The organism is Streptomyces wuyuanensis (assembly GCF_900103455.1).
In the GTDB taxonomy this organism is placed as follows: Bacteria; Actinomycetota; Actinomycetes; order Streptomycetales; family Streptomycetaceae; genus Streptomyces; species Streptomyces wuyuanensis.
This window is the reverse complement of sequence record NZ_FNHI01000003.1, coordinates 92,339-105,195: the sequence shown is the minus strand read 5'-3', so window position 1 is coordinate 105,195 and position 12,857 is coordinate 92,339. Positions and strand designations below refer to the sequence as shown.

Sequence of the window (12,857 nt, the reverse complement as noted above, 5' to 3'; positions counted from 1 at the left end):
CAGACGAGTTCCACCCCCGGTACCGGAGGCGGCTGCCGAGCTTAGCCGGTCACCGCTCCGGGCCCGAAACCGGCCCGTCGGAGCTGCCGGAGGACCGGCCCCACGGCTGCTCCGCCGGTCCGGGGCCTCCCCTCGGGCAACCGGCGCCGCCCCGGCCCCGGTCAGCGGCTCCGGGCCGCGAACGCCGCGGTCGAGGTGTCGTCCAGATCCACGCAGCAGCCGTAGCCCCAGTAGACGTAGTAGTGCGGGGTGGCGAGCCGGCGGCGGCACTCGACGCACTGCACCTGCTGGTGCGGGTTGGCGCGGATCACGGCGGTGTCCTTGAGCGCGAACACCGCCCGGGTCGCTTCGAGGCCGTGTTCCTCGATCCCCTGCTTGACGAATTCGAACGCCCCGTAGACGTGGCCCGACGGGCACTTGATCCGGTTCGAGTAGGCCGAACCGCACGCCTCGGCCCCGAGTTCCGCCGTGATCCGGGACATCTCCTCGTCGGACACGGGCTCCAGACCGAGCTGCTTCATCCGGCTGGGGGTCCAGTACCACGCATTGACCGCGTCGAACTGGGACCGGGTCAGATAGAAGGTCGCCGTGCGGCCGCTGCGCACGGTCTCCTTCACCGCATCCACGACAGCGGTGTCGTCGGCCGCCACGACCGCTCTGCCGCCCTTGACGACCGACTCGATCCCGGCGAGTGAGGATGTGTCCACGGTGTATCCCTCCGCAGGAAGGACAGGCCCGGGCGGCCTGTGGCACGAGGCTTCCGCAGCGATGCTCCGTCCGGTGGCGGCGCCCCGCAAAGCGTGGCGACCGTTCGGGTGCACGGCGCACGGGTGAACGGCGACCGCTCCCGCGCCGCGCCCGCCGCGGCGCCCCGCGGCCCCGGCTTCAGCGCAGGTCGACGATGCGCTTGATCTTGCCGACGGACCGCTCCAGCGTCTCCGGATCGACCACCTCCACCGTGACGGACACCCCGATCCCGTCCTTGACCGCCGCCGCGATCCCCAGGGCCGCCGCCTGCCGCTGCTCCGGCGACACGCCCTCGCGCGCCTCGGCCCGGACCGTGAGCGCGTCCATCCGGCCCTCCCGTGTCAGGCGGAGCTGGAAGTGCGGGGCGACCCCGGGCGTGCGGAGCACGATCTCCTCGATCTGTGTCGGGAAGAGGTTCACACCCCGCAGGATGATCATGTCGTCGCTGCGCCCGGTGACCTTCTCCATGCGCCGGAAGACCCGCGCCGTCCCCGGCAGCAGCCGCGTCAGGTCCCGTGTCCGGTACCGGATCACCGGCATGGCCTCCTTGGTGAGCGAGGTGAAGACCAGCTCGCCCTCCTCGCCGTCCGGCAGCACCTCGCCGGTAAAGGGGTCCACGACCTCCGGGTAGAAGTGGTCCTCCCAGATGTGCAGACCGTCCTTGGTCTCCAGGCACTCCTGGGCCACACCCGGCCCCATCACCTCGGACAGCCCGTAGATGTCGACCGCGTCGATCGCGAACCTCTCCTCGATCTCCCGCCGCATCTCCTCGGTCCAGGGCTCCGCGCCGAATATCCCCACCTTCAGCGAGGTGGACCGCGGATCGACGCCCTGCCGCTCGAACTCGTCCAGCAGCGTCAGCATGTACGAGGGCGTCACCATGATGATCTCGGGCCGGAAGTCCTGGATCAGCTGCACCTGCCGGGCCGTCATCCCGCCGGACGCCGGGACGACCGTGCAGCCGAGTCGCTCGGCGCCGTAGTGCGCGCCGAGACCGCCGGTGAACAGCCCGTACCCGTACGCCACATGGACCTTGTGCCCCGGCCTGCCGCCGGCCGCGCGGATGGAGCGGGCCACCACGTCCGCCCAGGTGTCCAGGTCCCGGTCGGTGTAGCCGACCACCGTGGGCCGGCCGGTCGTGCCGCTGGAGGCGTGGATGCGGCGCACCCGCGACTGGTCGACGGCGAACATCCCGAACGGGTAGTTGTCGCGCAGATCCGCCTTGGCGGTGAAGGGGAAGCGGGCCAGGTCCTCCAGGGACCGGCAGTCCTCGGGGCGCAGTCCGGCCTTGTCGAAAGACTCCCGGTAGAAGCCGACGTTGTCGTACGCGTGGCGCAGCGTCGTCAGCAGCCGCTCGAGTTGCAGGGCCCTCAGCTCGTCGCGGCCGAGGCGCTCTCCGGCGTCCAGCAGGTCCGCCGACTCCGCCGACTCCTTCGGTTCCGTCCGATCCGTCATTCGGATGACTCCCGTGTCACTCGCAAACCGGGCGACCGATCATTCGGTCGAGCTGTCCGTGATCAGTAATCCAGTCACCCGGCCGGGCGTCAAGGCATCGGACCGTCCGGTCGCCGCCGCGGTCGCGCTGCGCTCCCGCGACCGTCCGATCCGTTGGCGGGATCGCCGCGGGCCGGAGAGGATCACGGTATGCCGACCTTCCGTGCGCACGACGGTACGGTGCTCGCCCATCACACCGAGGGCGAGGGCGAACCGCTGGTGTGTCTGCCCGGCGGCCCCATGCGCGCCTCCGCGTACCTCGGCGATCTCGGCGGCCTCACCGCGCACCGCGCTCTCGTCCGGCTCGACCTGAGGGGCACCGGCGACTCCGCGCTCCCCGACGACGACACGACGTACCGCTGCGACCGGCTCGCCGGCGACGTCGAGGCGCTCCTCGACCGGCTGGGACTCGACCGCGCCGATCTCCTCGCCCATTCGGCGGGCGGCAACCTCGCCCTGCTGTACGCGGCGGCGCACCCGGGCCGGGTGCGCTCCCTGATCCTCGTCACCCCCGGCACCCGTGCCCTCGGCATCGAGGCCACGGAGGACGACTGGCGCGGCGCGATCGCGCTGCGCCGGGGCGAGCCCTGGTACGAGGCGGGCAGCGCCGCCTGGGAGGCGTTCCTCGGCGGGGCCGAGCTCGACGACCTCTGGCCGGACATCGTCCCGTTCATGTACGGCCGCTGGGACGCCGCCGCCCGGGAGCACGCGGCGGACGACGCGCACCAGACGAATCCCCGGGCCCGGGGTTCCTACTACGCCGAAGGCGCGTTCGACCCGGCCGCGACACGGAAGGCGCTCGCCGCGCTCGAGGCGCCCGTCCTGGTGCTCGCCGGCGAGTACGACGGAGGCCCCACCCCGGCCCGGGCGCGCGAGATCGCCGCGCTCTTCCCGCACGGCACGGCCGCCGTGCTGGCCGGGGCCGGCCACTATCCGTGGCTGGACGACCCGGACGCCTTCCGCCGTACCGTCGCCGCCTTCCTGGAGGCGGACGGACGCCCGCCGTGAAGTTCTGCTGTCGGCCCGCTTAAGAAGATCTCGATGGACTGAACGCCCGAGGCTCGGCAGATTGGTGCGCGTCACCGCCGGCCGGGTCGTCATGCCTGGTCAACCCTCTCGCCATGCCTGGAGCCGCACTCATGAAGGCACTCGTCAAGCAGCACGCCGAGCCCGGGCTGTGGCTCATGGACGTCCCCGAGCCCGAGTACGGCCCCGGCGACGTGCTGATCAAGGTCCTGCGCACCGGCATCTGCGGGACCGACCTCCACATCCGCTCCTGGGACGGCTGGGCGCAGCAGACGATCTCCACGCCGCTCGTCGCGGGACACGAGTTCGTCGGCGAGGTCGCCGCGGTGGGCTCGGACGTCGAGGACGTGGCCGTCGGCGACCTGGTGAGCGGTGAGGGGCATCTGGTCTGCGGGAAGTGCCGCAACTGCCTGGCCGGCCGCCGCCATCTCTGCCGCAGCACGGTCGGGCTCGGTGTCGGCCGTGACGGGGCGTTCGCCGAGTACGTCTCCCTGCCCGCGTCGAACGTCTGGGTGCACCGGACCCAGGTCGACCTCGACGTCGCCGCGATCTTCGACCCCTTCGGCAACGCGGTGCACACCGCGCTCTCCTTCCCGCTCGTCGGAGAGGACGTCCTGATCACCGGCGCCGGCCCGATCGGCGTCATGGCGGCGGCCGTCGCCCGCCACGCGGGCGCCCGCAACGTCGTGGTCACCGACGTCAGCGAGCCCCGGCTGGAGCTGGCCCGCAAGGTCGGCGCCACCCTGGCCGTCAACGTCGCCGAGTCCGACATCGCCCAGGCGCAGCGCACGCTCGGGCTCAAGGAGGGTTTCGACATCGGTCTGGAGATGTCCGGCCGTCCCGAGGCCGTTCGCGACATGATCGACAACATGACGCACGGCGGCCGGATCGCGATGCTGGGCCTGCCCGCGCAGGAGTTCGCCGTCGACTGGTCGAAGATCGTCACCTCGATGATCACGATCAAGGGCATCTACGGCCGCGAGATGTTCGAGACCTGGTACGCGATGACCGTCCTGCTGGAGGGCGGGCTCGACCTCGGCCCCGTGATCACCGGCAGCTACGCCTACCAGGACTTCGACGCCGCCTTCGACGAGGCCGCCACCGCCCGCAGCGGCAAGATCATCCTGGACTGGACCGCCTGATCCCCGGCCCGGCCGACGCGCCGGGCCCCGCAGCGCCCCCCCGCCATCCGCCCGCAGCAACACCCCAAGGGAGCACCCCGCATGTACGCCTCCGTGCGCGACGACCTCCGCGCCACCCTCGACGAGATCCGCGCCGCCGGCCTCCACAAGCCGGAGCGGGTCATCGGCACCCCGCAGTCGGCCTCGGTGGCCGTCACCGCCGGTGGCGCCCCCGGCGAGGTGCTGAACTTCTGCGCCAACAACTACCTCGGTCTCGCCGACCACCCGGAGGTCGTCGCCGCCGGCAAGGAAGCGCTCGACCGCTGGGGCTACGGCATGGCCTCGGTCCGCTTCATCTGCGGCACGCAGGAGGTCCACAAGGAGCTGGAGCGGCGCCTGTCCGCGTTCCTCGGCCAGGAGGACACGATCCTCTACTCCTCCTGCTTCGACGCCAACGGCGGCGTCTTCGAGACCCTCCTCGGCCCCGAGGACGCCGTGATCTCCGACGCCCTCAACCACGCCAGCATCATCGACGGCATCCGCCTGTCGAAGGCGGCCCGCTTCCGCTACGCCAACCGCGACATGGCCGAGCTGGAGGCCCGCCTCAAGGAGGCGAGCGACAGCGGCGCCCGCCGCAAGCTCATCGTCACCGACGGCGTGTTCTCCATGGACGGCTACGTCGCGCCGCTGACGGAGATCTGCGACCTGGCCGACCGGTACGACGCCATGGTCATGGTCGACGACTCGCACGCCGTCGGCTTCGTCGGCCCCGGCGGCCGCGGCACCCCGGAACTGCACGGCGTGATGGACCGCGTCGACATCATCACCGGCACCCTCGGCAAGGCCCTCGGCGGGGCCTCCGGCGGCTACGTCGCGGCCCGCGCCGAGATCGTCGAGCTGCTGCGCCAGCGCAGCCGCCCGTACCTGTTCTCCAACTCCCTCGCCCCGGTCATCGCAGCCGCCTCCCTCAAGGTCCTCGATCTGCTGGAGTCCGCCGGCGACCTGCGCGAGAAGCTCACCGCGAACACCGCGCTCTTCCGCCGCCGGATGACCGAGGAGGGCTTCGAGATCCTCCCCGGCGACCACGCGATCGCCCCCGTCATGATCGGCGACGCGGCCGAGGCGGGCCGCATGGCCGAGCTGCTGCTGGAGCGGGGCGTGTACGTGATCGGCTTCTCGTACCCGGTCGTCCCGATGGGCCAGGCCCGCATCCGGGTCCAGCTCTCCGCCGCGCACTCCACGGAGGACGTGGAGCGGGCGGTGGCGGCCTTCGTCGACGCCCGGGCGACAATGGCGGGGTGATCGACCCTCGCAGGCTCCGCATTCTGCGCGCCGTGGCGGACCACCGTACGGTGACCGCCGCGGCCGCGGCGCTGTACCTGACCCCGTCGGCCGTCTCCCAGCAGCTCGCGGCGCTGGAGCAGGAGACCGGCCACGCCCTGCTCGTCCGCAGCGGCCGGGGCGTACGGCTGACGGCGGCCGGCGAGATCCTCCTCGGCCACGCCCACGCCGTGCTCTCCCAGCTGGAACGGGCGGAGGCGGAGCTGGCCGCATACGCGGGCGGCGCGGCCGGCGAGGTCACCGTCGCCTCCTTCGCCACCGGCATCGCCGAGGTCCTCGCCCCGGCCATCGGGCGGCTCGCCCGGGACCACCCCGGAATCCGGGTGCGCGTACGGGACGCCGAGGGAGACGAGAGCCTCCCGATGGTCCTCGACGGGGACGCCGATCTGGCCCTGGCCGTGGAGTACCGGGGCGCACCGCGCGAGGACGACCGCCGCCTCGCCCGCGTCCCGCTCTACGCAGAGCCCTTCGACGCGGTGCTGCACTGCGACCACCCGCTCGCCGACAGCGGCCAGGTGGAACTCGCCGCCCTCGCCGACAGCGACTGGATCGGCCAGTACCCCGGCAACCCCTGCCATGACGTCATGCTGCTGGCCTGCGAACTCGCCGGATTCCAACCGCGTCTCGCCCATTCCTCCGACGACTTCAGGGCGGTGGTGGCCCTGGCGGGGGCCGGCGCGGGAGTGGCCCTCGTACCCCGGTCGGCCCTGCGCGGGATGGAGCTGAAGGACACCGTGGTCCTCCCCGTCGCCGGTCCCGCCGCCACCCGGCGCGTCTTTGCGGCGGTGCGGCGCGGCGCCGAGGGCCATCCGCTGCTCAGCCCCGTCCTGGAGGCGCTGGCCCGGGCGGCGGCGGGTCTCTCCACCGGCTGACGGACCACGAGGGGCCCGTCACCGCGGGTCAGCGGTCCGTGGGGGGCGCCGGCGGCCGGTACAGGAACGGCGTCGTGGTGGTCAGTGCGGTGAACCCGAGCCGTTCGAGGATCGGCCGGCTCGACGGCAGCGCGTCCACCTGGAGGAAGCGGTGGCCCCGCTCGGCCGCCAGGCGCGCGCGGAAGGCCACCGAGGCCCGGTACAGGCCGCGGCCGCGCCACTCCGGCACCGTGCCCCCGCTCCACAGGCCCGCGAAGTCCCGGCCCGGGGCCGACTCCAGCCGCGAGGAGCCCACCGGCTCCCCGTCGGCGGTCGCCACCACGGCCACCACCGTCCGTTCCGGCGACGACAGCTGCGTCAGCAGGTGCTCCCGCAGCCAGGAGGCGTCGGTGTCGAACGCACGCTCGGACGCCCGCACCGCGAGCTCCACCCCGGCCGCGTCGGTCACCTCGCGCAGCTCCACACCCGCGGGGAGTTCCACGACGAGGTCCCGGAGAGCGCCGACCGCGGCGACCATCAGCGTCTCGGTGGGCTCCCGTACGAATCCGGCGGCCGGCAGCCGGTCCGCCAGCTCCGCCGGCCGGTCGTGCCCGTACAGCTTCCACTCGAACTCCCGCCCGAGGGCCGCGAAGTGGCGCACCTGCTCGGCGACTGCCCCGTCCACCGTGGCCTCGTCGAGGTCCGACCAGAGGACCCCGTTCCAGCCGCCGTGCTGCCCGGCGGTCTGCCGGACGACCCCGCCCACGTGCTCGACCCGTGCCCCCGGCCCGTCGGGCACCGCGCCCCGTCTCATCTGCCGGTCGTACAGCGCCAGTACCTCGTGTTGATCCATCCGGCCAGTCCAGCACCGCGGGAGCCGTCGCGGCAACGGAGTTGCGCCGGGGTGCGGTGCGGCGGCGGGCCTGCGGGCCCGAGTCAGGCCCCCTGCACCAGCCGGTCGACCGCCGCCGTGCCGGAGGCGTACGGCAGTGCGTGGGCCGGTGCGGGCTGGGCGGCGGGCATGGGCATGGGCCCGGGGTGCCGGCCGGCGGGTACCAGGGCCTGGCCGGGCATCGCGGTATGGCCGGACGGGTGGGGCATCCCGTACAGCGTCCGCTCCAGCCCGGCCACCAGCCGCTGGACGTCCGGCTGGGGCCGCACCACGAGCCGCAGATACCTGCTGGAGCTGCCGATCTTGTTGCCGCACTCCCGTACCAGCACCCCGTGCTCCTCCAGCAGCCGGTCCCGGAGCAGCGCGCCGTCCGCCCCCTCCGGGAGCCGCACGTACACGAAGTTGCCCTGCGACGGGTACACGGTGAGCCCGGGCAGCCGACTCAGCTGCCAGATCATCTCCTGGCGGTCGCGCTGCACCAGCCGCAGACTGTGCGCGTACTCCAGCCGGTGCTCCTTCAGCATGAACACCACGGTCTCCGCGAAGGAGTTGAGGTTCCACTTGGGCAGCGCGGCCCGCACCCGGCCCGCGAGCCCCGGGTTGGCGACGAGATAGCCGAATCGCACCCCGTGCAGCCCGAAGTTCTTGCCCAGGCTCCTCAGCACGATGGTGTTGGGCCGCAGCACCGCGTCGCCGACGACACTGGAGTCCGCCTCGGCGTCGGCGAACTCCAGGAACGACTCGTCCACGACGACCAGGTCCAGATCCTGGAGCTGGTCGAGCAGCGCGAGGACGCCGTGCCGCGGCAGCAGCCCGCCGTCCGGATTGTTCGGATTGCAGATGACGGCGGTACGGGAGCCCCGGGAGCGGACGAAGTCGACGAACGACGCCGGATCGAGCGCGAATCCCTGCGACTCGGGCAGCGGGAACATGTCCACCCGCTTGCCCGTCTCCATCGGCTGGTCGGTCCAGCGGCCGAAGGTCGGGACCGGCACCGCCAGCGACTCGCGCACCAGCAGATGGTCGATCCAGGTGATCAGCTCGGTGGAGCCGTTGCCCATCGCCACGGTCTGCGGGTTGAGGCCCAGCACGGAGCACAGCTCCGCTGTGATGGCGTCCGCGCTGCTGGGGTAGTAGGTGAGGATCTCCCGCAGCCGGTCGCCCAGTTCGTCGAACATCTCGGGTGTCGGGAAGTACGGATTGCAGGGGATGCAGAAGTCGGTGATCGGCTGCCGCTCACCGCTCGCCCGGCTCAGCGCCGCGTACGACGGGCTGTGCGCCGTGGACGTGCGGAAGAGCTCGGTGACGTTGCTGCCGGCTTCGGGCATGGGGGTCCTCCGGAGGTGGCTCGCTGCTCCCTGCCGGGGAATACGTACGCCCGCACGACCGTGCTCAACGCGAGTGACGCATGCGGCGCCCGGGACGCGCGCGACGGGCGCGCCGGCCCGCGACCCGGGGCGGTTCACCATCGCCCTGCGTGCCGGTGTCCTGGCGTGCGGGTGTCGTGGCGTGCGGGTGTCGTGGCGTGCCCGGCGCCCGGTGGCGTCCGGACGGGCTCACTCGGTCCCCGTCTCGCCGGCAGCCGCGGCGACCGCACGCGCCCACCGGTAGTCCGCCTTGCCGCTCGGCGAGCGCTGGATGGCCGGTGCGAGGACCAGCTGCCGCGGAATCTTGTAGCCCGCCAGCCGGCTGCGGCAGTGCGCCTGCACCGACTCCAGGTCCAGCGCGGGCGCTCCCCGGCGCAGCTGCACGACAGCGGCGACGTGGTTGCCCCACTTCGGGTCGGGCACGCCGGCCACCAGCGCGTCGTAGACGTCCGGATGGGCCTTCAGCGCCTGCTCGACCTCCTCCGGATAGACCTTCTCCCCGCCGGTGTTGATGCACTGGGAGCCGCGTCCGAGCACGGTGACCACGCCCTCCTCGTCCACCGTGGCCATGTCGCCCAGCAGCACCCAGCGCTCGTCGCCCCTGCGGAAGAACGTCTCGGCGGTCTTGCCCGGGTCGTTGTAGTAGCCGAGCGGCACATGGCCGCGCTGGGCTATCCGGCCCGGCTCGCCCACCGGGACCGGCTCGTACGTGACCGGATCCACCACCTGCGTACGGTGGTTGACCCGCAGCCGGAACCCTTTCTCCGGGCCCGAGTCGTCCGTGGCGGTGCCGTTGAAGCCGGACTCCGACGAGCCGAAGTTGTCCAGGAGCATCACGTGCGGTGCCAGCGCCTTGAACTGCTCGCGCACGGTCTCGGACATGATGGCACCGGACGACGACACACTGAACAGCGACGACAGGTCCGTGCCCTTGAGCGGGCCGTTCAGCGCGTCCACGAGCGGTCGCAGCATCGCGTCGCCCACCAGCGACACCGACGTCACCCGCTCGCGCTCGATCGTGCGCAGTACCTCCTCCGGAGCGTACTTGCGGTGGAGCACCACCCGCTGGCCGAATCCGAACCCGATGAACGAGGTGAGCGTCGACGTGCCGTGCATCAGCGGGGGAGTGGGGAAGAAGGTGATGCCGTCGCCGCCCGCCGCGACCCGCTCGGCCAGTTCCTCGGGCCGCCGCACCGGCTCACCGGTCGGCGCGCCGCCGCCGAGCCCGGCGAAGAAGAGGTCCTCCTGGCGCCACATCACGCCCTTGGGCATCCCGGTCGTGCCGCCCGTGTAGATGATGAACTGGTCGTCCGCCGAGCGCGCACCGAAGCCGCGCTCCGGCGAGGCGGTCGCTTCGGCGTCCGTGAAAGCCGTGCAGTCGAGGGCCGGCGCGTCCCGCTCCGGGACGCCGACGCGTACGAGGTGCCGCAGCTTCTCCGTGCGCGGCAGCGCGGCCGCCACCCGGTCGGTGAACTCGGCGTCGAAGACCAGGGCCGCGAGGTCCGCGTCGCGGTAGAGGTAGACCAGCTCCTCTTCCACATAGCGGTAGTTCACGTTGACGGGGACGATGCGCGCCTTCAGGCAGCCCAGGACCGTCTGCAGGTACTCGACGCCGTTGTACAGGTGCAGACCGAGGTGTTCGCCGGGCTTCAGTCCCGCTCCGGCGAGGTGGTGGGCGATCCGGTTCGCCGCCGCGTCGAGCTGGGCGTAGGTCAGCCTGCGCTCCGCGCCCGTACCGGGATGGTCGAGGTAGAGGAGCGCCTCGCGGTCCGGCACCACGTCGACGACCGACTCGAACAGGTCGGCAAGGTTGTACTCCACCGTTCCTCCTGACCCCGGCCCGTACGGCGCATCCGCTTCGGAGCGGTCATTAGAGCGCCGCCGCCCACAACTGGGAAGGGGTACCGCAGAAGAAATCTGACTGACTGTCAGAAAACTATTGAACTGCTTCCCGGGCTCCTGCAACCTGTTCTAGGTCTTGAGACGGGAGGACGGTCATGACGGGTACGGAACACCTCGCCGTGCAGCGCGAGGGCGCGACGCTGGTGCTCACGCTGAACAGGCCGGAGGCCAGGAACGCGCTGTCGCTGCCGATGCTCGTGGGGCTGTACGACGCATGGCTGGAGGCCGACGCGGACGACGGCGTCCGCTCTGTCGTCCTGACCGGCGCGGGCGGCTCGTTCTGCGCCGGGATGGACCTCAAGGCCCTCGCCGGGAAGGGCATGGAGGGGGAGGCGTACCGGGACCGGCTCAAGGCCGATCCGGACCTCCATTGGAAGGCGATGCTCCGCCACCACCGGCCCCGCAAGCCGGTCGTCGCCGCGGTCGAGGGGCCCTGCGTGGCCGGCGGCACCGAGATCCTCCAGGGGACGGACATCCGGGTCGCCGGGGAGAGCGCCGTGTTCGGGCTGTTCGAGGTCCGCAGGGGACTGTTCCCGATCGGCGGCTCGACCGTGCGGCTCCAGCGCCAGATCCCGCGCACCCACGCGCTCGAGATGCTGCTCACCGGCCGTCCCTACACGGCCGCCGAGGCGGAGCGCATCGGGCTCGTCGGGAGCGTCGTACCCGACGGCACGGCGCTGGAGCGGGCCCTCGAAATCGCGGAGAGGATCAACGCCTGCGGGCCGCTCGCCGTGGAGGCGGTCAAGGCGTCCGTCTACGAGACGGCCGAGATGACGGAGACCGAAGGGCTCGCGGCCGAACTGAAGCGCGGCTGGCCGATCTTCGACACCGCCGACGCGAAGGAGGGCGCCCGCGCGTTCGCGGAGAAGCGCGACCCCGTGTACCGCCGGGCCTGACCGTCCGACCGCCACCCGACCACCCGGCCGCCTGATCGCCCGTCCGTGCGGCCGCCGGACCCGCCCCGACCGTCCGGCTCGCCGCTCCGCCGCCTCACCGCCCGAGCGCCTCACCGGGCCGAAGCCGCGGGCCGGAGCACCACGGCACTCCGGGGACCCGCAGGGCCCTCCGTACGCAACCGGCAGAAGGAGTCCCATGTCCGCCACCCCCGCATCCGAGGTGAACCCGGCACCGGAAGTGCTGCGCGCCCCGCTCGTCGTCGAGTTCCCCTTCACCCGCTCCCTCGGCCCCGTCCAGTCCGCCTTCCTCACCGGTCTGCGCGAACGCACCGTGCTCGGCGTCAGGACCACCGGCGGCCGGGTCCTCGTCCCTCCCGTCGAGTACGACCCCGAGACCGCCGAGGAGATACGCGACCTCGTCGAGGTCGGCGCCGCCGGCACCGTCACCACCTGGGCCTGGAACCCGGAACCGCGCCGGGGCCAGCCGCTGGCCACGCCCTTCGCCTGGGTGCTGGTACGACTCGACGGCACCGACACCCCCCTGCTCCACGCCCTCGACGCCCCCGGCCCCGACGCGGTGCGCACAGGGATGCGCGTCCGAGTCCGCTGGGCAGCCGAACGCGCCGGAGCCATCACGGACATCGCCTGCTTCGAGCCGTACGAGGACCACGACGAGGGGGACCCGGCCCCGGCGGCACCCGGGACCGAGGAGCGCATCGCGACCGGACCGCGTTCGCACAGCGGGGAGTTCGAGGATCCCGTCGCCGGAATCGTGGCCCCCGCACGGCTCGACTACACCTACACGCCCGGCCGTGCCCAGGCCCGCTTCATCGACGCCCTCGCGGAGCGCCGGACCACCGGAGAGCGCTGCCCTTCGTGCCGCAAGGTGTACGTACCGCCCAGGGGCGCCTGTCCGACGTGCGGCATCGCCACCTCCGAACAGGTCGAGGTCGGTCCCCGCGGCACCGTCACCACCTTCTGCATCGTCAACATCAAGGCGAAGAACCTCGACATCGAAGTGCCGTACGTGTACGCGCACATCGCCCTCGACGGCGCCGGACTGGCGCTCCACGGCCGCATCGGGGGCATCCCGTACGACCAGGTGCGCATGGGCCTGCGCGTCGAACCGGTGTGGACCGAGGGCGGGCGCCACCCCGACCACTACCGCCCCAGCGGCGAGCCCGACGCGGACTACGACACCTACAAGGAGCTGCTGTAGC

Annotated in this window: 11 protein-coding genes; 6 read left to right on the top strand and 5 right to left on the bottom strand. The window is 72.4% G+C overall.

Annotated elements, in window-relative coordinates; all coding sequences use genetic code 11:
• Positions 1 to 161: 161 nt before the first annotated feature.
• Positions 162 to 707: a hypothetical protein gene (locus tag BLT82_RS05945; RefSeq protein WP_093652775.1), complete on the bottom strand. Its 546-nt coding sequence runs from the start codon at positions 705 to 707 to the stop codon at positions 162 to 164.
• A 178-nt stretch (positions 708 to 885) separates the two neighbouring features.
• A complete protein-coding gene (gene paaK / locus BLT82_RS05940; protein WP_093652774.1) occupies positions 886 to 2,202 on the bottom strand; it encodes a phenylacetate--CoA ligase PaaK in 1,317 nt (438 codons plus the stop codon).
• A gap of 189 nt (positions 2,203 to 2,391) precedes the next feature.
• On the opposite strand from paaK, the gene BLT82_RS05935 reads away from it, so the two are divergent.
• From BLT82_RS05935 to BLT82_RS05920, 4 genes are all read left to right on the top strand, one after another.
• On the top strand, positions 2,392 to 3,249 hold the full coding sequence (locus BLT82_RS05935) for an alpha/beta fold hydrolase (protein WP_093652773.1): 858 nt from the start codon (positions 2,392 to 2,394) through the stop codon (positions 3,247 to 3,249).
• 131 nt (positions 3,250 to 3,380) lie between these two features.
• Entirely contained in the window at positions 3,381 to 4,409 is a 1,029-nt protein-coding gene (gene tdh / locus BLT82_RS05930; RefSeq protein WP_093652772.1) for an L-threonine 3-dehydrogenase, read from the top strand.
• 81 nt (positions 4,410 to 4,490) lie between these two features.
• A complete protein-coding gene (locus BLT82_RS05925) occupies positions 4,491 to 5,690 on the top strand; it encodes a glycine C-acetyltransferase (protein WP_093652771.1) in 1,200 nt (399 codons plus the stop codon).
• Positions 5,687 to 6,601 (top strand): LysR family transcriptional regulator, encoded by a 915-nt coding sequence (locus BLT82_RS05920; protein ID WP_093652770.1) that lies wholly within the window; start codon positions 5,687 to 5,689, stop codon positions 6,599 to 6,601. Before BLT82_RS05925 ends, BLT82_RS05920 begins: the two co-directional genes overlap by 4 nt.
• 28 nt (positions 6,602 to 6,629) lie before the next feature.
• Here the strand turns inward: BLT82_RS05920 and BLT82_RS05915 are convergent, their stop codons facing one another.
• From BLT82_RS05915 to BLT82_RS05905, 3 genes are all read right to left on the bottom strand, one after another.
• Positions 6,630 to 7,433 (bottom strand): GNAT family N-acetyltransferase, encoded by an 804-nt coding sequence (locus tag BLT82_RS05915; RefSeq protein WP_093652769.1) that lies wholly within the window; start codon positions 7,431 to 7,433, stop codon positions 6,630 to 6,632.
• Positions 7,434 to 7,516: 83 nt separating this feature from the next.
• Positions 7,517 to 8,800 carry a pyridoxal phosphate-dependent aminotransferase gene (locus tag BLT82_RS05910; protein ID WP_093652768.1) on the bottom strand — a complete coding sequence of 428 codons (1,284 nt, stop codon included), beginning with the start codon at positions 8,798 to 8,800 and terminating at the stop codon, positions 7,517 to 7,519.
• Positions 8,801 to 9,028: 228 nt separating this feature from the next.
• Complete coding sequence (locus BLT82_RS05905; RefSeq protein ID WP_093652767.1) at positions 9,029 to 10,660, bottom strand: acyl-CoA synthetase; 1,632 nt, start codon at positions 10,658 to 10,660, stop codon at positions 9,029 to 9,031.
• Positions 10,661 to 10,836: 176 nt separating this feature from the next.
• Between BLT82_RS05905 and BLT82_RS05900 the strand changes: the two genes are divergently transcribed.
• The gene (locus BLT82_RS05900) at positions 10,837 to 11,637 is read left to right on the top strand and encodes a crotonase/enoyl-CoA hydratase family protein (RefSeq protein WP_093652766.1); all 801 of its coding nucleotides are present in this window, start codon (positions 10,837 to 10,839) and stop codon (positions 11,635 to 11,637) included.
• 196 nt (positions 11,638 to 11,833) lie between these two features.
• On the top strand, positions 11,834 to 12,856 hold the full coding sequence (locus tag BLT82_RS05895; RefSeq protein WP_093652765.1) for a Zn-ribbon domain-containing OB-fold protein: 1,023 nt from the start codon (positions 11,834 to 11,836) through the stop codon (positions 12,854 to 12,856).
• Position 12,857 lies beyond the last annotated feature (1 nt).

Bases quoted from the DNA above. Each gene is read 5' to 3' on its own strand.
- BLT82_RS05925 (WP_093652771.1), top strand. From the start codon at position 4,491: ATGTACGCCTCCGTGCGCGACGACCTCCGCGCCACCCTCGACGAGATC.
- BLT82_RS05900 (WP_093652766.1), top strand. From the start codon at position 10,837: ATGACGGGTACGGAACACCTCGCCGTGCAGCGCGAGGGCGCGACGCTG.
- BLT82_RS05915 (WP_093652769.1), bottom strand. From the start codon at position 7,433: ATGGATCAACACGAGGTACTGGCGCTGTACGACCGGCAGATGAGACGG.
- BLT82_RS05935 (WP_093652773.1), top strand. From the start codon at position 2,392: ATGCCGACCTTCCGTGCGCACGACGGTACGGTGCTCGCCCATCACACC.
- BLT82_RS05895 (WP_093652765.1), top strand. From the start codon at position 11,834: ATGTCCGCCACCCCCGCATCCGAGGTGAACCCGGCACCGGAAGTGCTG.
- tdh (WP_093652772.1), top strand. From the start codon at position 3,381: ATGAAGGCACTCGTCAAGCAGCACGCCGAGCCCGGGCTGTGGCTCATG.
- BLT82_RS05910 (WP_093652768.1), bottom strand. From the start codon at position 8,800: ATGCCCGAAGCCGGCAGCAACGTCACCGAGCTCTTCCGCACGTCCACG.
- paaK (WP_093652774.1), bottom strand. From the start codon at position 2,202: ATGACGGATCGGACGGAACCGAAGGAGTCGGCGGAGTCGGCGGACCTG.